The 22,037-nt window shown below is 42.5% G+C and carries 17 protein-coding genes; all 17 read right to left on the reverse strand.

Going from position 1 to position 22,037, the window contains the following annotated elements; translation table 11 throughout:
- Window positions 1–16: 16 nt before the first annotated feature.
- The 17 genes from flgL to GC098_RS00965 all read right to left on the reverse strand — a co-directional run bounded on the left by flgL (window position 17) and on the right by GC098_RS00965 (window position 21,670).
- Window positions 17–916, reverse strand: coding sequence for a flagellar hook-associated protein FlgL (gene flgL, locus GC098_RS00885; RefSeq protein WP_171640089.1), 900 nt, complete (start codon window positions 914–916; stop codon window positions 17–19).
- A 36-nt stretch (window positions 917–952) separates the two neighbouring features.
- Complete coding sequence (gene flgK / locus GC098_RS00890; protein WP_171640091.1) at window positions 953–2,398, reverse strand: flagellar hook-associated protein FlgK; 1,446 nt, start codon at window positions 2,396–2,398, stop codon at window positions 953–955.
- Between the two features lie 45 nt (window positions 2,399–2,443).
- Window positions 2,444–2,941: a flagellar protein FlgN gene (locus GC098_RS00895; RefSeq protein WP_171640093.1), complete on the reverse strand. Its 498-nt coding sequence runs from the start codon at window positions 2,939–2,941 to the stop codon at window positions 2,444–2,446.
- 39 nt (window positions 2,942–2,980) lie between these two features.
- Entirely contained in the window at window positions 2,981–3,253 is a 273-nt protein-coding gene (gene flgM, locus GC098_RS00900) for a flagellar biosynthesis anti-sigma factor FlgM (protein ID WP_171640095.1), read from the reverse strand.
- A gap of 114 nt (window positions 3,254–3,367) precedes the next feature.
- Window positions 3,368–3,784 (reverse strand): TIGR03826 family flagellar region protein, encoded by a 417-nt coding sequence (locus GC098_RS00905; RefSeq protein ID WP_171640126.1) that lies wholly within the window; start codon window positions 3,782–3,784, stop codon window positions 3,368–3,370.
- A 116-nt stretch (window positions 3,785–3,900) separates the two neighbouring features.
- Entirely contained in the window at window positions 3,901–4,683 is a 783-nt protein-coding gene (locus GC098_RS00910; RefSeq protein ID WP_171640097.1) for a ComFC family protein, read from the reverse strand.
- Window positions 4,684–6,795, reverse strand: a complete 2,112-nt coding sequence (locus tag GC098_RS00915; protein ID WP_246358352.1) for an ATP-dependent helicase ComFA — start codon at window positions 6,793–6,795, stop codon at window positions 4,684–4,686.
- Between the two features lie 47 nt (window positions 6,796–6,842).
- Window positions 6,843–7,238, reverse strand: coding sequence for a hypothetical protein (locus GC098_RS00920; protein WP_171640099.1), 396 nt, complete (start codon window positions 7,236–7,238; stop codon window positions 6,843–6,845).
- A gap of 69 nt (window positions 7,239–7,307) precedes the next feature.
- Window positions 7,308–8,033, reverse strand: coding sequence for a response regulator (locus GC098_RS00925; protein WP_029194926.1), 726 nt, complete (start codon window positions 8,031–8,033; stop codon window positions 7,308–7,310).
- A complete protein-coding gene (locus tag GC098_RS00930; protein WP_171640101.1) occupies window positions 8,011–9,198 on the reverse strand; it encodes a sensor histidine kinase in 1,188 nt (395 codons plus the stop codon). The genes GC098_RS00925 and GC098_RS00930 overlap by 23 nt, the downstream gene beginning before the upstream one ends.
- A 94-nt stretch (window positions 9,199–9,292) precedes the next feature.
- The gene (locus tag GC098_RS00935; protein WP_171640103.1) at window positions 9,293–11,896 is read right to left on the reverse strand and encodes a stalk domain-containing protein; all 2,604 of its coding nucleotides are present in this window, start codon (window positions 11,894–11,896) and stop codon (window positions 9,293–9,295) included.
- A gap of 201 nt (window positions 11,897–12,097) precedes the next feature.
- On the reverse strand, window positions 12,098–12,373 hold the full coding sequence (locus tag GC098_RS00940; RefSeq protein WP_171640105.1) for a hypothetical protein: 276 nt from the start codon (window positions 12,371–12,373) through the stop codon (window positions 12,098–12,100).
- A 216-nt stretch (window positions 12,374–12,589) separates the two neighbouring features.
- Entirely contained in the window at window positions 12,590–13,795 is a 1,206-nt protein-coding gene (metK, locus tag GC098_RS00945) for a methionine adenosyltransferase (protein WP_171640107.1), read from the reverse strand.
- A gap of 341 nt (window positions 13,796–14,136) precedes the next feature.
- The gene (locus GC098_RS00950; protein WP_171640109.1) at window positions 14,137–14,409 is read right to left on the reverse strand and encodes an alpha/beta-type small acid-soluble spore protein; all 273 of its coding nucleotides are present in this window, start codon (window positions 14,407–14,409) and stop codon (window positions 14,137–14,139) included.
- Between the two features lie 192 nt (window positions 14,410–14,601).
- A complete protein-coding gene (locus tag GC098_RS00955) occupies window positions 14,602–15,144 on the reverse strand; it encodes a hypothetical protein (protein ID WP_171640111.1) in 543 nt (180 codons plus the stop codon).
- A 55-nt stretch (window positions 15,145–15,199) separates the two neighbouring features.
- The gene (locus GC098_RS00960) at window positions 15,200–18,391 is read right to left on the reverse strand and encodes an S-layer homology domain-containing protein (protein ID WP_171640113.1); all 3,192 of its coding nucleotides are present in this window, start codon (window positions 18,389–18,391) and stop codon (window positions 15,200–15,202) included.
- Window positions 18,392–18,715: 324 nt separating this feature from the next.
- Window positions 18,716–21,670 carry an S-layer homology domain-containing protein gene (locus GC098_RS00965; RefSeq protein ID WP_171640115.1) on the reverse strand — a complete coding sequence of 985 codons (2,955 nt, stop codon included), beginning with the start codon at window positions 21,668–21,670 and terminating at the stop codon, window positions 18,716–18,718.
- Between the last annotated feature and the right edge of the window lie 367 nt (window positions 21,671–22,037).

Consider the following 22,037-nt stretch of genomic DNA (forward strand, 5'->3'; position numbering starts at 1 on the left):
CTCCTAATCGGAATAATTAACGCAGGAAATCTACTAATGTAGGTACAATAACTTTAGATCCTGCCGATAGCGACGCTTGGTACACATTCTCTTCCATTTTAAGGTTCGTAATGACTAAAGACATATCGGCGTCTTCCGTTTTGGACTGCAGGCTTTGCAAGTTAATACCGATGTCTTTCAAACGGTCCTCAGCAAGCTGTACACGGTTGGTCTTGGCACCGATATCTGCTCTCGCACCTAAAACTCCGCTCATCCGTTGATCCATGAGTTCAATTGATTTTTGGATGCCCGTTGTATTACCTGCAGCAAGTGAAGTTGATAAATCTTTTAAGATCTGAAAAGCATTATTCTGCATACCAGAGCCACCAAAAACCTGCTCCGCCGTTTTATTCATCGCAATCTGCACACCGGCGCCAATCTCAAACTTGATCTCACCATTATCGGTCACAGCGTTAGCTGCATTATCTGGATCAGGAAATGGAGCCTTATCGGTAATTTGTCCATTAAAAACAAACTTGCCATTAAACTGACTATTCCCAATATTCGTTAATTGATTATATAACTGGTCAATCTCTGTTTTCATCGCATTCAAGGATTCTTCCGAGTTTGTTCCATTAGCCGCTCCTACAGCAAGTTCACGCGCTCTCTGCATAACACTGCCCGTCTGATCCAACATCGTATCCGTATAATCAAGAAAAGATACCGTAGCATCTACGTTTCTTTGAAACTGATCGTTTGTATCCAGTTCACTTCGGTAACGCATTGAAAAGCTAATTCCTACCGGATCATCCGATGGTTTATTAATTCGACGCCCTGTCGAAAGCTGATCCTGCAGCTTATCCATGCGAGATAGATTCCCGTTCAAATTGCGCAGCAATTGCGTATTAAGCATCCCTTGCGTAACGCGTAGTGCCATTGCAATCTCACCCCATATCTAAAGTATGTCTAGCAATTATCTGCCTACCGTACCCATTGAATTAATAACTTTATCGAGCATTTCATCGAATGTTGTTAAAGACCGAGCAGCTGCATTGTATGCATGCTGGTATTTAATCATATCGGCCATCTCTTCATCGAGGGAGACACCACTGACTGATTGACGTCTAGCATCGACCTGATCCACGAGGATCTTTTGGTTCGTTACTTGCCGCTGTGCTTCTTGTGTTTGAACCCCGATTTCAGATACAACCGCACGAAGGAACTCATCGAATGTACCGCCATTGAGGATGATTTTCGTAACACCGGAACCATCGAAATTGAACTTGGTATTCTTTATGCCCGCGAGTTTCAGAGCTTGTTCGTTGTTTCCTTTGACAACTCGTTCCACACCACTAGCATCTATATATGTTCTTGCGGAAGCGGCGATCCGCTCCACATTATCTGTAATGTTCGTACTTACCTTCACTGTTTCCGCAGCCGTATTAAAATCTGTAATAGGCACGAAGAAATCCCCACCTTTTGTCGGTGGATCTTGCAGTGTATAACCTTGTTTATGCATGTCATTAACAGCCGTTACAATCGTCGATACCATCGAGTTCAATTGGTTCTTGTATTCCGTTACATAACGATCATTAGATAACATCAGACCATATAACTCACCACTATTCAAATCAGTCGGATAAGCAGAGCTTGCTGTAGCGTCTGTGAAATCCGTGGCAGTATCAGCAACAACTAAATCTTGGTTCCCCATCTTCACGTGGTAACCACCAGATTCCTCTTGTACAGAGACATTGATGACTTTGGACAATTCATCGACAAGCAGATCCCGTTGATCCCGAAGATCATTCGCATTATTACCAAGACCTTCAACGCGGAAAATCTCATTGTTAAGTCCAGCAATTTGCTTCAAAGTCGTATTCACTTGCGTCACTTTAACCGTGACATTATCATTCAAATCGGCCCCTAGGTCCTTGAGCTGCTTCGCTGCATGGTTAAACGCATCCGTTACAGCTAACGCACTTTCCTTAACAACTGCCCTTGTTTCCAAGTTATCAGGCTGCTTGCTAAGCTCTTGCCAGGAGTTCCAGAAGTTATCGAGAACCTGACGAAGACCCGTATCTGTAGGCTCATTAATGATGGCTTCCAGCTTTTCTAAGGTATCTTGACGAATGGTCCATTCGCCTAAGCTCTTGTTCTCATTCGTAAATTGCTTATCTAGGAAGGCTTCACGAATCCGTTTCACCTCCGTGAACTCAACACCTTGTCCCATTTGACCTGGAATGGTTGAACGGTTTAAACTAAGTGCCTCGATTGGCTCAGCGGCAACCATTTTGACAACCTGACGTGAAAAGCCTGGCGTGTTGGCATTAGCGACGTTATGTCCAGCCGTTGTTAGTGCAGCTTGTTGTGTAAGGATCCCCCGCTTGGATATTTCAATTCCGCCAAAAGTCGATCTCATGGTTTCCCTCTCCTATGCCCAACTTGGGTATTCTGAATGTAGCCGTTATCCTCTTCTATCAAACATTCCTAATCGATTGCCACTTTTGGCCTGATTAGGATTCCTATAAACCATATCATCCTCTGGCGCGCCAATGACCAAATCCAGTGAATAATTGACAAAAGCCAAGGACTGTTCGATTAACTGCTGATTAATGACGTTGCTTTTTTTTAATTCCTCTATGGTAACAAGCAGCTTTTGTTGAGCTTCCATTAGCGCTTGCTTCTCTTCTGCCTTAAAAATAACCTTAATCAAATCACTAACCGTTATTTTAGGATTAGGATTATAACCTCTCGATATCAAGTAAGAGCCGATGATTTGAATCCGTTGTTGATTCGCTTCTGCAATCGCCCTAACCCATTTATTCTCCCGATTAACAATCATATTTAATTGATCGATATCGTTGCTAACAAGAACCTCCGTCTTCCCTTTTGCAAGTTCAACTAGAGCTTCATGCGCTTCCTGAAGTTTATCCATCGTTTCCAACAAGGGCTGTATCGACATGATCGTCACCTGCTTCTATCTGTTGTATACGCTATTTTCTTACTTCAAGTAAGGAAGAATTTTCTCAGCTAATTTACCTGCATCTACACGATAAGTACCAGCTGCGACAGACGACTTTAATTCCTCAATACGAAGCGTTTGTGCTTCTGTGCGAGCACTTCCCGAAGCTCCTAGAAGTTCCTTTGCCTCAGCAGAAATTTCGACTTGGTCCTTAGGCTTACCTTTCTTGCCTGCAGCATGAGCGAAAGTGGCATCTCCCGTTTTCTTATACGGATTAATGGCGCCGATTCGTTGATTATCATTAATTTTCATACCGTAACACTCCTATGTTCTTTGACCTAAAAAAATAAAATGCCGATAATCTTTAGAACTATTATCGGCATCTCCTATATGAAACTTTATATCTCTGCAGTCCTATTTCTAAAATTAATGCCGATCCCGCAAGCGTTCTTGAATTTTGAAGCTTACTTTACTATCTTTCTCAGCTTGTTCTTGCTTCCGTCTATCATCCTCGGCATTGTTCCTTACATCTTTAACAAGTTTCATTCGACAAGCCTCACAAATCGTATTCTCACGAATTAAAGTTCCACACACTTCACAAGGATAGGACATATTCGGCGCATGCACAATGGAGATTCGGCCTTCACGGATAAATTTAGTAATCTGTTTAACTGCTACCCCTGTTGCCTCACTTAAATCATTTATGGTGGTACCTTTGTTTTCACGCAGGTATTTCAAGCATTTCTCATACTGCTGCTCCAAATCCTTCACACAATTCGGGCAAACCTCAGCAAAGCCCTTTACGAATATTTTCCCGCAGCGCGGACAATTAGCTACATTCATGCCCATTGTATAGCCCCCTCCCATTATTCCCATTACCCAGTTATTAATTCCAGTTTACAGCAATTCGACAGCGTTTGCACAATAAATATTTTTGACAGATGTGGTGACAACTCATGCTACCGCGCCCACGTTAGTCCGAATACTTGGGCAGATATGTGCTCCCTGAGAGCCTTGGCACACTGATTCATAGTGCTTCCAGTCGTATAAACATCATCCACGATATAAACAACGTACGAAGCATTCGGGGATTTTCCCAAATTATCATGAATCGACTCATTCACTTCAAAAACATGCTCCAAATCGTCCAGCCGTTCACTCCTCTTCTTGAAGCTTTGTTTATCTGTATGCTTGGAACGCTTAAGAAGAGGTATGACAGGAATCCCTATTCTTTGACCTAGTTCTTTAGCCATCTGCTCAGCTTGATTAAAACCACGTTCCAGCATTCTGCGCTCACTCACAGGCACGAAAGTGATAAGTTCCTTCACAGAATCGGATTCTACGGGAAAAGTGTCTCTATCCTTATTTAATAAGTGATACGAATGTACAAGCATTTGCCCGAGGACCGTCTTCAGACGCTCATCTCCACGATACTTATATCGGGCCAATAATTCCTTCATCGTTTCATCATATCTGACAGCGCTGCGGCTTCTTATAAAATAGGAATACGGCCTCCGTTGACAGTCTGAGCAAAATTCCCCTCGTCCACAAGTTGGACAAAGCGCTTCTCGAATCCAAGGAATTCGTATGTAACACGAATGACAAAGTCCTAATTCATCAACATGGAGAGAGCTATTCTGCTTGCAAAGTAAACATTCTTTTTTCAGCGGACTGAGCAGCGAAGCTACCGAACCCATCACTTTTTTCATCAAAATCCTTATATCCAATTGCTGATAGCTCATTCATTTCCCCCTTAATAAATAGCCCTGTTTACGGGCGATGCGATTCATCTGCTTAATTTGTCGAATGGCCTCCTTTTGAGATTGCGTGATTTCTTTTGCTGTAAAATAGACCTTCCCTGCCGGATCGTCCTGTGACCTACCTGCACGCCCAGCCATCTGAACAAGCGCTGCTTCATCGAACAGCTGTGAATCGGCATCCATAATGAATACATCAGACATAGGCACCGTGACTCCTCGCTCCAAAATCGTTGTTGTGACTAGCACACGTATCTCTCTGTTTCGAAAAAGCTGGACCTTTTCTGTTCGAGCAAGATCCTTTGATGAAGTTCCCTCGACGCACACAACGGTTTCACTCATGCCATGGCCTAGTTTTGCCCTTAGAATATTAACAATTGGCTCGACTAACTGAATGTTGGGGACAAAAACAAACACCTGCGCACCCCGTTCAACCGAGGCTACCAGCTTAGTATATAATGAACTCGGCATTGTTTGTGACTGGACCACTCTCCTCAGAGGTGGAACCGAAACCAACTGAGGGACTGGCAGTGGGTGCCTGTGAAAGCGTACCGGCACTCGAACATGCGGTAATCTCCCCCGCTTTGCAGCCTGCCTTACAGCTCTCGGCGGTGTGGCCGAAAGCAAAATATTCGTTCCGATTGGCTTACAGACTTTTGCCGCTGCATAAGCGAGCATGGGATTGTTATGGTAGGGAAATGCATCAATCTCATCGATAATGACAAGGTCAAAGGCCTCATAAAAGCGCAGCAGCTGATGCGTTGTCGCGATCGTGATCTGCCCCTGCTCCCAGCGCTGCTCGCTTCCACCATACAGCGTCACCACGCTGTAATCGGCAAATGCGCGACCTATCCGTGGTTGAAGCTCCAGCACCACGTCTTTGCGTGGTGTCGCGATAAGTACACGCCCTCCTCTCGCAACAGTGTGATGGATAAACGGAAAGATCATCTCCGTCTTTCCCGCGCCGGTAACTGCCCAGATCAAAAACTTTCGCGGGAACAGATTGTTCACTTTTGGTTTCGGTTTCGGTTTCGGTTTCGGTTTTGCTTCAACTCCCACTCTTTCGCTACCTCTCTTCACTCTACTCACTGGCCCCCCTACTCTTCCATAACCAGCCCGTTTCTCCCCAGAGTCCTCAACACCATTCGCGCTTATATAACGAAGCCCCTCCAGCGATGCTCTAGCCTGGGCCTCGCTGAGCCCCCACGGCTCAATATAAACACGAAGCTGCTCTTGCTGCTCCACTCCTTCTCGTACTTCCACGCCACTTTGCCCCACCCGTGACCCCGTCGTGTTCACCACATAAGGCGCAACCTCCCTCGAGCGCCCAATAACAAGCAAAGAACAAAACCGAGCCCTTCCCATGGTCAAGCACTCCTCACAATAAGGACAGGCTTGTCCGCAATGCAGGCAATCCGTCCAAAACATGCGCTCAGCACCACTTCCACACCGTTTACAGGTGTAGCTCGTCATTTTTCTAAACCCCCGGCGCCAATCTCGGCGCTCGATCACTTCCAGTCCGTTCGCTACATCAATATCACCGTTGAGATGAGCAAGCTGCAGATAGGATAGCCACGCATCTCCTGTCCCTAAATCTACCCCAATCGTAACCAACAGTTGTTGAAATTCCTCCACAAGCAGCGACCGACCGCTGCAAACTTCCACGACTCTGTTATATAAACCCGCATCTAACCCAATACGCGGGTAGACACCCTGCTGCCACATCTCAAAATGAATCCTTTTAAACCTAAAAGTTTCATTACTCGCTATGTTGCATTCATTAGCAAGCAGCTGAAGCTGCTCCAGCATTCTCTCTTCAATTAATCCATTTACCGACTTACCATCAGCTTTTTGGTTTTGGTCGTTTTGGTGGCTTCCTTTATTTTCGTCGTTTCTTATTTTTCGAAGCTTTCCACTCCCCCTCAGCCTCCAAAGCAGCCGCACACCCTGCCCTACCGAAATAAAAGGTTCGAACAGTACGAGGCCGGCGTCGGCTGCGTATTGCTCGAACCAATATTGGATGTCCGTTTGTGAGTGAATTGTTAATCTCCACTCCCATTCTTTTCCCAAACAAACTGCGTAAAGTTGAACCTTCATTCCTCACCTTACTCTCTTTGTAAACTAAGTACTTGAAATCGTTGCCTTCAACCGACATGGATCTTCACTAGATCCTCCCTGCTGCTTAGATGAACGACAGTCACGGGCTCATTATCATGTTGACGTAAATAGTGGTCAACCGCATCATAATCCGTCTGATATCGCAGCTCTAGCAAATGGCTATGGGATAAGCGCTCAATGATTTTCCTCGTATCGTCGGACGATCCTTCATCGAATATCGTTGCCTTCACTTCGTTGCCCTTAAACCGCGAGAAGAAAAACAAGGAGCGAATATACCATTCAATTTGGTTTTGATTATTTTTGGTGACGAGCAGCACATTAGCCGTTTTCTTGCTTCCACCTCTGCGGGTTCCGAGCAATAAATGGAGCACAGCAATGCTGATTCCGTAGCAACCTAAGATCCAAAGCAATCCAATCCACATAGCGGGTCCCTCCCTTACCTGCAGTGTATGCTGCAAAGTTAAGGGGGGTTCCTCTCGTGAAAATGGAGATTACAACGTCACCCAACCATTTTTAATTGCTATAATAACAGCTTGTGTACGATCATCAACTTCCATTTTTTGAAGGATGCTGCTGACATGATTTTTCACCGTTTTTTCACTGATATAGAGGAACTCTCCGATCAGTTTATTGCTTTTACCTTCCGCCATAAGACGAAGAACTTCTGCTTCTCGCTTGGTTAGCGGACTATTTGCATTATGTATGTATTTAAGACCTGAATCTTTGACGCCTTGTCCGGAGCCAACAACACCCACATCATCCAAATAGGTCATCCGTCTGAGCTGATTAATCAGCTTGCCCGTAACCTTAGGGTGAATGTATGCATGACCAGCCACTACGGAACGAATCGCATTAATAAGCGACTCCGCTTCCATATCCTTCAGCAAATAACCTGAAGCCCCTTTGCGAAGAGTTTCGAACACATAGCTCTCATCATCATGAATGGATAAAATGATTACTTTGATATCGGGAAAAATAAGCTTAAGCCGTTCAGTCGCCACAACGCCGTTCTCGAGCGGCATATTAATATCCATGAGAACAATATCCGGTGTGATTTGATTGCACAGCTCGATAACCTGGATACCATCACCGCACTCACCGATGACTTCCATATCATCTTCCATATTAATAATTCGTTTAACACCTTCGCGAAACAGCTGATGATCGTCCGCAATGACAATATGCACATTGCGTTTATGACTCGCCGTGTTGTCCATTCTGTTTTTCCTCCTTGTTCTCTCCAACGCCGCCGATAGGGATTAGCATCGTAATTTTTGTACCTGAATCTTTTTCGGACTCTAGAACCATCGTACCTTCCAGCAGCTCAACACGCTCACGCATGCCCAGCAAGCCGAAATTATTCCCCTTGGCTATTCTTTGTTCTGTCTGCGGCACGTCGAAACCGATCCCGTTATCTACCACGTAGATTTGTACTTGATCTGGCTCCAGTGTGAGTTCAACAGATAGGAAAGTAGCTTTCGCATGCTTATTTACATTAGATAAAGCTTCCTGCACAAGTCGGAAAATAGCAATTTCAAGCCCAGACGGAATGCGAGTCTCCTTGCCAACGAGATTAAACTGTGTGCGAATTCTATACTTATCTTCGAAATCCTGTACATATTTACGCAGTGTCGGAACGATTCCTAAGTCATCGAGCGCCATCGGACGGAGGTTGAAGATGATCTTACGAACTTCTTCAAGCCCCCCTCTGACTTGACCCTTCAAATCTACTAATTCTTCCTTCACCGCAGGAATATCCTCTTTTACAAGCATACGTTGGGCAATTTCAGTTCGAAGCACAACATTCGCCAAGGTTTGAGCCATACCATCGTGAATTTCACGCGCAATACGCTTCCGCTCTTCCTCTTGGGCCAAAATAATCTTCAAACCGAGCAATTGCCTATTCTTGGCGGATTCGAGTATACGAGTCACCTGATTGAGGTCGCCCGATAAATATTCCAGTACCACATTCATTTGCGATACGATTGTTTCTGCTCGCTCAACCTGCTTGTCCACATTTTTCGTGCGAACCTGCAGATCATTGCGCCGAGTCTTTAGATTATTTTCTTTTTCCCTAGCAATTGTCAGCTGTAATTGAAAAGCAATCGCGGCTTCATAAGCAATCTTGATATCTTCCTCACGGTATTTGTTGAAATCACGACTGACTTCCGTAAGTCGAATTCGAGATCGCTTGTAATCCTTCTCCAAATTGTCAACCAGCTCGATAGTAACACTCGTTTCATACTTTATATCTTCGAGCTCGCGAGTGAGTGACTCTTTTTCCAAACGAGAAGCTTCAGCGATTTCAAACATTTGATACTTGCTGCTCTCCATGACGTTAATTGCGTTTTTAATGACACGATCTATAGCGTCTGGCTGCAAATGAAACGAGCTCCTTTATAAAACAATATTAGAAATTAGTCTACCCCATATTGTATCATAGTTCTACCCGTTTGCCGTGTACTTCTAGCACTATTTATTCGATCGTAATCCCATAATTTTTGGGTTCCCAGCCTACTTTAAAGCCTAATCTCTCAGAAATGAGTCGCAAAGGCACCATCGTCACATTATTCATGATTTTAGGAGACACTTCAGCGGTCACACGATCTCCGTTTACAAGCAAATCAGCATTATCAATCCACAGGTCAATCAGCTTGTCACCTCGAATAACGGTTACCTTCCGCTCTTTGTCATCCCACTTCACATTACCGCCTAATGCTTCTGTTACGAAACGAAGAGGAACCAACGTATTATCATTCACAATCGTAGGAGCCTGCTCCAATGTATAGGATTTATCATTCAATGTCGCTTGTTTCTTATACACATTCAATTTTATCGTATTTTTCGGCAGAGCGGCTAGCTGTCCTTTGTAAATGAAAGAAATATCATCAATATTAATTTTCCCTTTTGAGGCCCTTTCATCCTGTCCATTCGCTGGATTAGCGACATAAACACTCTTTATCTTGATCGGGAATTTGAGGTCAGACACATCAGCCGTTACCTTGCGCCAGCCTGTCCAGTTCATATTTTCAGTAAAACTTACGTAATTCAACTTACCATTCGCATCAATGATTTCTGCACGCACCCAGTTAAAGCTTCCGTCACCGAGCACTTTGGCTGTAATAAATTCCGGTTCTCCTTCAATCGGAGCACCATTCATCCCATTAAATCTAGCATAAGCTGCTTTAGTACCTGTTCCTTTTGTAAAATCATACGAGATTTCCAGACTCTGATTGCCGCTAATTGGCACAATATTTACAGCTGAAACAACCTCTGCTGGGTACTTATCGCCTGTTGTCATAACCGCAAACTTATCTAGATCATACCAAACCTTCTCCTGACCAACAGGCAGCGTAACCATTGTGCTATAACCATCATATCTCGCAATAACTTGAGCAGCCTGAGAGCCCGAAGCGCTATCCACATGAAGAATACCGTCTTTTAGAGTCCCTTTAACCCCACTTAGCTCCCAAGTCGCTGATGCCGCAGGCAATTCACGTGTTGCGCCACTCCTAGTCGTTACTGATATGGGCAGCTTGAAATCTCCACCTTCTGTAAGTGAAAAAGCTCCTGAGTTAAATCTCATTGAAGTAATTTGATCTCTTCCGACAACCTCGACGTCCATGGATGCTGAACCTTTGCCTGACTTGGCAATGATTTGGGTCTTACCTGGCAATGTCGGTGTAAACACATTATCTTTGAACGCTCCATTCGTCGTGGAACTACTCCACTGTGGAACAATACCCTCTACGGAAATCGGATTATAATAGTCATCATATGCTTTAAATTGATAAGTGCTGGATTCATTCATGAATAAAATATTTTGTCCTTTTAAAATAAGTCCCTTCAAATCGCCCTTCGGTGCCGTCGAATACACGCCCACACCATTTACAACGGAACGCTGATTGCCATTCTCTGTTTTATTTACTAGCTTCGGATCAAAATCTCCGAGTGGTCTTGAAACCATCTGCGTCGATCCCCCGCCATCCAGGACCATCCCTCTCCAAACGCCAGCACTAATCATAAACTGCTGAAGCTCCGGAAGCGTCATCCCTGCACTGCCTGCACTACGATCCGAAGTAATGATATAAGCCGTCTTCATGTCTTTGGAGTAGCCTATTGCCGTTCGGGAACGTGGGCTGTAGCCACTGAAATCTCCAATATTACGTGTAAAATAACTCGGCTTCGCCTCATCCACTAGCAGTGTGCTGCCGCCAATGAGCATTTTGAAATTCTTCCAATCATACGTCTTAGACGCATCATGCGGGACCATATCATATTTGGTAGTGATCTTATCTCCGACTTTGAGGTGATTTACGATAAACTCCCTAGCTAGGCCTGAGCCCCTGAGGATATAGCCATCTGCTGGAGCAACCATTTTAATATTCGTATCTACGGCAATTTCCTTAACTACATCATTTTGTATGAGTGCTTCTGTTGGAACATGGGTTCCATCTACCGCACGCTGCGTTAAAGCCCAGGCATTCGTATAGAGGAAAAGTCCGTCTGCAATCATCGCGACATCGTTGTCATCCCAATAATACGTTTTGTTCACACCGCCAAGGTCAAAAGAAATCCCATCCTTCGCCGTCACCTTGCCTTGAAAATCAAAAATATCAATAATCGGTTGATTACTCTTCGTAATCGCAAAAGAATAAAGTCCAGATATTTTCGCCGGGGTCGCCATTACTTGACCATTCGTGATTTGCGCGCCTTCCGGAACGCCTTCCGCTTGTGTATTGAAGAAATCCCCATTCACACCTGCCACTGCACCAGTATCCTTCACCATCCCCAGAACACTCTGGTTCTTTGTGAACTGATTCTTCGTTCCAGCCATTGCGTCTATCTTCACGTTCGGATTCGTCAAATCGACCTCTACCACATTGGCGTTCACCGAAACGTCCTTATTGCTTCTAGTTGTTGTCCAAATGTAATTCTTCATAATTGCACCAGATGTAATCGTCTCCTGCGAACTAAGTGTCAACGTCGGCACTGCCGCGTTTACCGTAGTCCCCGCAACCAATTGCCATACCAATGCGCAAGCCAGCGCACCCATTCCTACTTGCTTCTGTACCGTCATGTTGCTTTTCCACTCTCCTCTTTCAGTCTAAGACTAGTATCTATCTTTTCGGATATCTATTAGACTCTTAAACTAGTGAAAAAGTTACGATCTGAGAGAAGTTGTATTTATACGTCAAAAATATTGCGAAGAACAGCAATAAAAAAGAGAGCACGACCCTATTCGGATCTGCTCTCTGCTTGAGATGCATAAGCTATATATTTACAAAATTCGTTTTATTTTAGCTTCTTGTTCAATGGACCGAGCCGATAGGAGCTCGATAATCCTATGCTGCTGCTCTTGAATGACTTCAATTCTTTTCACCGTTTCATTGGTCTCCAGAACAGCTTGTTTGATTTGTGTTTGTTCCAATTCCAATCTGTCCAACCGATTGTCGATCCCATCTAATCGCTTGTAGATTCCATCAAATTGCTCCATCACTGGTGATAATTCAGCCTTAAGTAACACGGTTAGTGCTTCTTTCAATTCACTATCCAACATCATCACTCCCGATCTATTTACTAAATGCTGTTTTATGATTATACCATAATACTCTAACTTAGAGCATCTTCGGACTACATAAATATTATACCATATAAAAGGAAGTAATACAAACAAATGTTCTTATTTTCATTATTTTTTCTTTCTTATTATTAACGTAAAATACAGAAAAGCCGCCCTAATTGGACAGCTTTTCTTTTCCATCTATTTTAATTAAACCAATGCTTGTGTTTTCAAAGACTCAGCTTTATCTGTGCGCTCCCAAGGAACATCCAGATCATTACGGCCGAAGTGACCATATGCAGCTGTTTGACGGTAGATTGGACGACGCAGGTCAAGCTCTTTGATGATGCCCGCAGGACGAAGGTCGAAGTTAGAGTGGATCAGCTCAACGAGCTTCTCTTCACTAACTTTACCAGTACCGAAAGTATCAACAGCAATGGATACTGGACGAGCTACACCAATTGCATATGCTAATTGAACTTCACATTTTTCAGCAAGTCCAGCTGCTACGATGTTTTTCGCAACATAACGTGCTGCGTACGCACCGGAACGGTCAACTTTCGTTGGATCCTTACCAGAGAACGCGCCGCCGCCGTGACGAGCATAACCACCGTAAGTATCAACGATGATTTTACGACCAGTCAAACCAGCATCCCCTTGAGGTCCGCCAATAACAAAACGGCCAGTCGGGTTAATGAAATAGTTTGTGTTCGCATCCAACAAGTGAGCTGGAACGATTGGGTTAATGACATGTTCTTTAATATCTTTTTGGATTTGCTCCAATGTAACTTCTTCACCATGCTGTGTAGATACAACAATTGCATCAACACGAACCGGTTTATCATCGACATACTCAACCGTTACTTGTGTTTTACCGTCAGGACGCAGGTATGGAAGAGTTCCATTTTTACGAACTTCTGTCAAGCGACGAGCCAATTGGTGAGAAATCGAGATGGGAAGAGGCATAAGTTCAGGCGTTTCGTTAACCGCGAATCCGAACATCAGACCTTGGTCACCAGCACCGATTGCTTCAATTTCTTCATCAGACATGTTACCTTCTCTTGCTTCAAGTGCTCTGTTAACGCCTTGTGCAATGTCAGGGGATTGTTCATTCAAAGAAACGAGAACCGCACAAGTTTGGGAGTCAAAACCATACTTCGCACGTGTGTAACCAATTTCCTTAATTGTTTGTCTAGCGATTGCTTGAATATCAACATATTCAGAGCTTGAAGTAATCTCACCGATTACCAAAACCAAACCAGTTGCTACAGATACCTCACATGCTACACGAGCATTCGGATCATTGGCAAGAAATGCATCCAATACCGAGTCAGAAATTTGGTCACAAATTTTATCCGGATGACCTTCTGTTACGGATTCGGATGTAAATAAACGACGTCCACGTACTTGCGCCATATCATTCATCCTCCTAATATCATTTAGTATGTTTGAAAAGCTTCTACACGATGCCTCTATATGAAAAAAAGTGGGCCCGGCTTTAGCGGCAGCTTTTCACGCCAAACGGAATCCCTCTTTTGCGCTCAAGCGCTGACAAGATCCTTGAATTCCGCAATGGTAAAAATAAGAATCAAACAGTAAACCATGAATAAAGACAACAAAAAAATGAACCTTTCCCGATTGGAAAAGGTTAAATTAAATATTGACCTTCAATTAGTTATCTTACGTCATTTGTCGTCTAGTGTCAATGCAACAAACCGTGAAGAAATTATGAATAATTCATCAAAATACATGAACATCTATAAAGAAAATAACGCTTCTTCTGCTCTCTGAATCAGTCTTTTAGTAATCGTTCCTCCTACTGCTCCCGCATCTCTCGATGAGATATGTCCCCAGTAGTCTTCTTTCATTGAAGAAGAAGGAATCGAACCCAATTCCGTCGCAAACTCCGTATCCGCATTAAGCGACATTTGTTTACCGACAGGCAAACCTAATTCAGCAGCAATCTCATACTTCAAAATATCTAATGCCTTTTTCGATTCAGGAACTACTTTATTATTGTTTCTAGCCATAACAAACGCCTCCTTAGAGTTTTTGTTGTGATTACGACACTCCATAAGCAATTGCCGATGATGTGAGTACATCACTAGTATGGCTAGATTCCTGAAGTCGAACCGCATAAGAACTTGTCAGTTTGGGTAAAATTATGGAGAAGACTTTTATTGAAATAAATGCAGTATTTCGTGTAGCAATACTCAAAAACATTATTGAGCAGCTTTACTTCCATCCGCATTCAATACTAAATAGTTTCCTCGTACCATGACAAAGATGTCCGCTGTATTCTTCGGCGATGGCTTAATACCACGGCCTTCGACCGGAAAGATCAAAAGATGATTCAGCGCGACTTCAGTCCCCGCTGGAAGATCTTTGCCTCCCGTAACATCCGGGATGCCATTATCATCGTTGCTCACGGCGAGTACCTTGCCTGTTCGCACGATAAACTCAGCGCCAGCACCGGCGTGAAGCGTTTGTCCATTTTGCAATTGGACAACCTTCATTGTCGCTGGCGTGGAAGAGCCCGTGCCTCCGTTGCTCCCGCTAGGCTGGCCTACGCCAGCATTGGCCGCGATCGCGGAGGCGACAATTTCCTTCACCTTTGCTTCGCTTAAGGTGTTCTGGTCGAAGTAGCTCTTCGTGATCACCGGGTCGGTGGACGAGCCGGGTGTTGGGGCTTCGGCTTGGGATGTCGTAACTTGGGAACTAACGATAAGAACTGTAATTAATCCAACGATAAATTTTATTTTCATTGATATCTCCTTAAAAATAAAGAAGACCCCAAAGGGTCCTCTTTATCAGTCAAAATTATGGTTGAACGATTGCAGTTACAGTTTTACCGTTAGCAATTGCCTTGATATTGAAGTTAGTGACAGTTCCAGCAAATGTTAAAGTACCATCAGCGTTCACTGTTACAGTACCACCACCTACAACATCAGTTACAACATATTGCAGGCCTAAGAATGTACGGTATTTATCAAGTTTAGATCCTGTGTATTCAACACCATAGTTGTCAACAACTTTAAGTCCAGACAGAACTGAGTAGGCTTTAACAGTACCTGTAAGAGTAGTTGATGAAACGGATGAAGTTGTATCAGCAGTAACTGTACTAGCAACAACTTGATCTGCCTTAACATTAACATCAAGGGTTGTATCAGCAGTTACTCCAGTAGTTGTTTTGTAAACAACAGTAACAGAAGCTTTACCTGCTTTGTTACCAATAACAGTAACTTCATTAACTTTTTGTACTGTTTTTACAACATCTTGATTTGAGGAGCTAGCACTTACAATTAATCCACCAGGAAGTTTAACAGCATCACCTGATTTATCTTTTGCGCTAACTGCAAGAGCTCTACCAAGACTGCTGTTGAAAGCATAGTCTGCTGTACCATCGCCATCAACATCCGCAACTGGAACAGGTGTAGCATCAGAAGTAAGACCAGTCAAGTTTTTATCAAATGCAGGAGTTAATGAGCTATCAAGAGCTGCATACAGATCTTTAACAGCATTTACGCTGTAAGTCAGGCCTGAGTTAGCAACAACAGTCAAAGAGCTATCAATAGTTTTCAGAACGTTATCAGCAATTGCCACATGATTCGAATCTTTAACTTGAATCAATTGAGCTTTGATTTTTGTTGTACCTGGCGTGGAACCTGCTGTTAACACAAGTCCTGTACTATTAAATCCAGTTCCAAAATTAGCTGCACTAACATCGAAAGTTTTGTCACCTACTGCATTATAAGAGTGAGTACCGTCAGTATAATTAGCATAAGTGCTATCTGTTACTGTTACTCTAACCAAATAATCATTTTGATATGCAGTTATTGTATTAGCCAATTTCTCACCATATTGGTCTTTTACAAACCATTTCACAGTAGTTGCAGAAGTTGCAATACCTTTTTGAGCTGGTTTGTCACCATCTAAAACGATTGTTTCAGGTTTACGTGTGGATTGAACTGTAAAGCTTTGTTGTGCATTGTTTTGAACGTTCGCGGAGTAGATACCCACGTTTACAAATACAACACTGTTAGCTGTTGCAGTTACACCAGTAAGTTTTAATTCACCTTTGTGCTCACCTGATTGAACAATTGCAGCATTACCATTTTTGTATGTGTCTGGCCCTGAACCAATAAAACCACCATCAGCAGGAATAGTTGCACCGGATACGGAAATAGCAAATCTGTTGCTGTTTGCATTTGATGCAATATCAGAAGCAGATAGTTTATTACCAGCAGCATCGTAAGCTACGATAGGGATATATTTAACTAAGTCACCTTCAGCCAAAACGCCAGTGAAGCTTCCAAATTCAACTTTGTTAGCTACTTTTGTGGATTCAACTTTAACTGTAGCTGTTGCACTACTTGCGCCTACGTATACAGTTGCTGTGTAGTCACCAGTTTTTTCTGTGTTTTTATCTAAAGTGATTCTAACTTTGTCATAAGCGCCACCAGCTGCCTGTTTCTTAACAGAAAGTGCATCAAAGCTATAAGGTGTAATAATAGCATCATAGTTAGTGCGCGCTGCATCGACAGCACCTTCATCTACTACGTCGCCATATTGGTCAAAGCGCGAAAGTGCGAATTCTGCATAATCGCCAGCTTCTGTCAAAGAGGTTTTAACATTAGGATATTTAGCAGCGCCAAGTTCGATTTTGGAAACGATTGGCTCAGTTCCAATTTTGTATGTTTTTTGAACAGATACAGATGTATTAGTCAAGAAGACGTTAATTGGAAGAACATCAAGCTCGGATTGGTACTCAGTATTAGTAGGTGCAGTTCCTGTAGCACCAGGTGCCATGTTTTTCCACTGAGTATTCAGTTTAATTTCAAGCAAGCCTGTATCTTCGTTTCTTGTAACACTTTTGGATTCACCAAGAACGTATGCTGTGTAGCTACCACCATTGATACTAGCAACTTCACCGTATTGGTTTTCAGCTTTGATTCTTACAGTTACGCTTTTGGATTTAGCGATTTTGTCGCTAGCATTTACGAAGCTAAGTTTAGTAACTTTTTCTGTTTCACCAGTAAATGTAGCAGTTGTTTTGTCAACACCAGCTGCATCAAGACCAGAAAGAGTTGCTGTGTAAGAACCATCGCTAATTTTCACATCTGTCAATGTAAGCACAACTGATTTCTTGTCATCAGCGAATTTAGCTGTTGTTGCTACAGCAACTGAACCTTTTGTCAAAGCTACTTTTGCTTTGTCAGTATCAACAGGTTTATTGAAAGTTACAGTAACTGATTTAACACCAGTTGCTTTAGCTTCAGTAACAGAAACTTTACCTGGGGATACGTATTGAGCTTTCGCCTCATATGCACCAGTCAAAAGAAGGTCGCGAGTTGCGTTACCTTGACCACCGAATTTACCATCAGCGCCAGCAGGAAGAAGTTTCAATTCAAGAGCCAATGCTACATAGCCTTGTGCCCAGCCAGAAACAGTTGTATCTGTACCTGTTTTTGCTTTTGCTTCAGCATCTTTACCCAGTACGCGAACCAAGAAAGTTGCAAGTTGTTCTTTTGTTACTTTACCAGCTGGGTTGTATTGACCTTCAGCATAGCCATCAGTAATTCCAGCAGTTTTCAAAGCTTCGATGAAAGGAAGTGCGTAGCCATTAGCTGCGTCATCTACTTTAACATCAGAGAAGCTGGAAGTTTTAAGATCTTTATTTACTTCGATACCAGTGATCAAAGCTGCAACTTTTGCGAATTGAGCACGGTTCATTTCGTCTTTAAGACCAAATGTAGTTTCGCTCACTCCATCAAAAATACCTGCGCTGATCAATGCGTCAAATTTTGCTTTTGTAGCTGCATCAAGATCTTTAAGATCTGTGAAATCAGCAGATGTTTTACCGAATGCTACGGAAGAAAACATGGATAATGCCATTGCTGTAGAAAGAATTACGGATAAACTTTTTTTCATAACCTTTTTTTCTCCTCCTTGAATATCTTTGGTTTTATTTTTTAGGTTGAATCTAACAATATTTGAGCTCGATTTACTCATTGTTTGGTTCACCCCCTTTCCAGAGTTAGAGCATAATATAACTAAGTTCGCTTGTGACACAATATTGCCACGCGGAAACTAGTAAACTAGTTAGAAAATATAGACAGTCACGCCAATGTATATTATACAGTGGTCGAATTGCCTCGTAAAGAATTATTTTTAAAAATAAGTTTTAGAAACAGGAAATCATTTGTTTTTGTTTTCAAAGTATTAAACGCGCGTCTCTCAAAAAAGTTGCGCTTTTTAAAAAAAAATTCAAAAAAATTGTATAATACAAAAAAAGAAGACCCTTGCGGGCCCTCTTTATCTTCAGTATTTCTTTAATTAGTTAACAAATGTAGTAACTTGTTTGCCGTTTGAAATAGCTTTAATGTTAAACTCTGTTACGCCTGCGCTAACTGTAATTGTGCGATCTGCATTTACTGTCACAGTTCCGCTTCCTTTAACATCTGTCACTACATATTGGATACCAAGCAGATCTGCGTATCTTACCAACTCAGCATCTGTGTATTCAACACCATAGTTATCAACAATTTTAAGGTTTGGTAACAATTTATATGCATCTACCGTTGTCGTTCCTACAGTCGGTGTTGTAATGTCGTTATTACCATCTGCTGTTATAACTGCTGTAACCACTTGATCTGTTTTCACATTAACATCGATTGTTTCATCTTTTGCTGATCCATCAGCTAATGTGTAAACGACTGTAATTGTTGCTTTACCTGCTTTGTTACCTATAACAACGACATCTCCACCATCTTGTGCTATCTGTGCGACGTTTTGATCGGAAGAAGCTGCACTTACTACACGACCTGCTGGAATCGCCACTTCATCTCCAGATGTATTCTTCGCTATAATCTCAACTTTTCTTCCAAGACTTCCGTTGAATACCCATTCACTAGCTGGTGTCATGAGCTTCTCACCAGCCGCAACCACGCCACTATCAAGTGTTGCATATAAGTCACTTACTGGTTTCAAACTGTAAGTTAAGTCAGTATTATTTGCTACTACTTCCATTGAGCTGTCAATAGTTTTGAGTGTGCTTTCATTCGTAGCACCTGGGTTTTGGATTAGCTTCGCTTCAACTTTCGCTGTTCCTGCAGTTAGAGCCGTGAATTTCAGATCCTTGCTGTTGAAATCCTCTAAATGTGTGGCTGTGAAGTCATAAGTCTTATCAGTTGCTTGTGTCAAGTTTGTTGAGCCTAGTCCTGTGAAGTCAGCGTACGTTGAACCCGTTACCGTTACTAATACTTTGTAATCTCCATCGTAATCAGCAATCATTTTATCTAGTTTCTCACCATATTGGTCTTTAACAAACCATTTAACTGTTGACGTTGCACCAGCAAGCGCTTTTTGTGCCGGTTTGTCACCATCAAGAACGATGGTTTCAGGTTTACGAGCTTCTTGAATTGTAAAGCTTTGTTGCGCGTTGTTCTGAACGTTAGCAGAGTAAATGCCTAAATTCATGAATACAACACTGTTCGCAGAAGCATCGATGGAATCCAGTTTGATTTGACCTTTGTGCTCACCCGATTGGACAATCGCGTCATTTCCGTTATTTCCTGTTGCTGCTGTAGCACCAGATATCGAAAGGGAGAATCTTTTTGCTGCAGCTTGATCAGCGATATCTTGTGCGCTTAATTTGTTCCCATTCGCATCATAAGCAATGATAGGAATGTATTTGTTGGTGTCACCGTGTGCTAACACACCTGAGAATGAATCAAACTCTACTTTATTAGCTACTTTGGATGATTCGGCTTTTACTGTTGCAGTCGCACTTGCAGAACCTACATAAATCGTTACGGTGTAATCTCCTGCTTTTTCAACTGCTTTATCCAAGCTGATTTTTACTGTATCGTAGTCGCCTGTTACCAATTTAAGCGCCTCAAAACTATACGGCGTAATTATTGAATTATAATCAGTACGGTTTGTCGGAATTGCTGTTTCAGGAATCACATCGCCGTACTGATCATAACGAGTGATTCCGATCTCTGCCACATCACCAGTACTTGAAAGTGCTGTTTTACCAGTTGGATACTTCACTGTGCCTAATTCTACTTTCGTTACATAAGGCTCCGTGCCCACTTTGAATGTTTTTTGTACAGATACAGAGGAGTTTGTTAGAAATACATTGACAGGAACAACATCAATTTCAGACTGATTCGCACTTGTATTCAGCGTAAGTTCTAGTAAACCGGTGTCTTCATTTCTAGTCAATGGCTGGGTAGCTCCAGATACATATGCTGTATAACTGCCACCATTAATGGATGCATTTTCACCGTATTGATTTTCCGCTTTTATTTTTACAATAACTTTAGCTGACTTAGCAATGTGATCACTTGCATTTACAAAGCTAAGTTTTGAAACTTTTTCATTTTCAGCAGTAAATGTTGCTGTTGTTTTGTCCACGCCAGCTGCATCTAAACCTGAAAGTGTTGCTGTGTAGCTGCCTTCGCTTACTTTTACATCAGTTAACGTTAGTACAGCAGATTTCTTATCATCAGCAAATTTTACCGTTGTTGCGATATCAGCAGTACCTTTCGTTAGAGCTAATGTTGCTTTTGCTGTATCTATTGGTTTGTTAAAGTTTACTGTAACTTGTTGTACACCCGTTGCTTTCGCATCTGTGACAGAAACTTTACCAGCTGGTACGTATTGTTGTTTTGCTTCGTATGCACCACTCACAAGCAAATCGCGAGTTGCATTTGTCATACCGCCGAATGTGCCATCAGTACCGTTGGAAAGAAGTTTTAATTCAAGCGCCAAAGCGACATAGCCTTGAGCCCAATCAGATACCGTTGTATCTGTGCCTGTTTTACCTTTAGCTGCTGCATCTTGACCAAGAACACGAACCAAGAAAGTAGCCAGTTGTTCTTTGGTTACTTTACCAGCCGGGTTGTACTGACCTTCCGCATAGCCATCAGTTACGCCTGCAGTTTTCAAAGCTTCGATGTAAGGAAGTGCATAACCATTGGCCGCGTCGGTTACACTAACATCAGAGAAAGTGGAAGTTTGCAAGTCTTTGTTGACATCAAGGCCCATGATCAATGCTGCTACTTTGGCGAATTGCGCGCGGTTCATTTCGTCTTTAAGACCGAATGTAGTATCTGATACTCCGTCAAAGATACCGGCAGAGATCATCGCATCAAATTTTGCCTGCGTTGCTGCATCGAGATCTTTCAAATCTGTGAAGTCAGCGGATGTTTTAGCGAATGCTAGGGATGAGAACATGGAAAGAGCCATTGCAGATGTAAGAACTACGGATAGAGTTTTTTTCATAAGGGTTGTTTCCTCCTAATATTTTTAAAGTTTTTGTTAAAAACTAGTTTTCAGACACAACTTTTAAGTATCACTCTCTTTCTAATGTATGATTACCTCCCAGACAAGTTTAAGATTACTACTTATTTGTAAAGTAAATATGTATAGAAGCTGAATTCCCGCTAAAAGTTAGCTTAAAATAAACTGAAAATCTCTAATTGATCTCTATAAATCCTCATATCACACTCGAATCCTATTACTTCAAATAGAACTAGAACGCAAAACAAAGAAGACCCTCGCGGGTCTCCTCTATCTGCTCTATAACTTGTATTAGTTAACCAAAGTCGTAACGGACTTGCCATTTGCAATTGCTTTAATGTTGAACTCA

The organism is Paenibacillus phytorum (genome assembly GCF_013141715.1).
Lineage (GTDB): Bacteria > Bacillota > Bacilli > Paenibacillales > NBRC-103111 > Paenibacillus_E > Paenibacillus_E phytorum.

Coding starts and splice junctions, on each gene's coding strand:
- flgL (WP_171640089.1), bottom strand. CDS start 916: ATGGCACTACGCGTTACGCAAGGGATGCTTAATACGCAATTGCTGCGC.
- GC098_RS00910 (WP_171640097.1), bottom strand. CDS start 4,683: ATGAGCTATCAGCAATTGGATATAAGGATTTTGATGAAAAAAGTGATG.
- metK (WP_171640107.1), bottom strand. CDS start 13,795: ATGGCGCAAGTACGTGGACGTCGTTTATTTACATCCGAATCCGTAACA.
- GC098_RS00905 (WP_171640126.1), bottom strand. CDS start 3,784: ATGAATGTAGCTAATTGTCCGCGCTGCGGGAAAATATTCGTAAAGGGC.
- GC098_RS00935 (WP_171640103.1), bottom strand. CDS start 11,896: ATGACGGTACAGAAGCAAGTAGGAATGGGTGCGCTGGCTTGCGCATTG.
- GC098_RS00915 (WP_246358352.1), bottom strand. CDS start 6,795: ATGAAGGTTCAACTTTACGCAGTTTGTTTGGGAAAAGAATGGGAGTGG.
- GC098_RS00925 (WP_029194926.1), bottom strand. CDS start 8,033: ATGGACAACACGGCGAGTCATAAACGCAATGTGCATATTGTCATTGCG.
- flgM (WP_171640095.1), bottom strand. CDS start 3,253: ATGAAAATTAATGATAATCAACGAATCGGCGCCATTAATCCGTATAAG.
- GC098_RS00960 (WP_171640113.1), bottom strand. CDS start 18,391: ATGAGTAAATCGAGCTCAAATATTGTTAGATTCAACCTAAAAAATAAA.
- GC098_RS00955 (WP_171640111.1), bottom strand. CDS start 15,144: ATGAAAATAAAATTTATCGTTGGATTAATTACAGTTCTTATCGTTAGT.
- GC098_RS00920 (WP_171640099.1), bottom strand. CDS start 7,238: ATGTGGATTGGATTGCTTTGGATCTTAGGTTGCTACGGAATCAGCATT.
- GC098_RS00895 (WP_171640093.1), bottom strand. CDS start 2,941: ATGTCGATACAGCCCTTGTTGGAAACGATGGATAAACTTCAGGAAGCG.
- GC098_RS00950 (WP_171640109.1), bottom strand. CDS start 14,409: ATGGCTAGAAACAATAATAAAGTAGTTCCTGAATCGAAAAAGGCATTA.
- GC098_RS00965 (WP_171640115.1), bottom strand. CDS start 21,670: ATGAAAAAAACTCTATCCGTAGTTCTTACATCTGCAATGGCTCTTTCC.
- flgK (WP_171640091.1), bottom strand. CDS start 2,398: ATGAGATCGACTTTTGGCGGAATTGAAATATCCAAGCGGGGGATCCTT.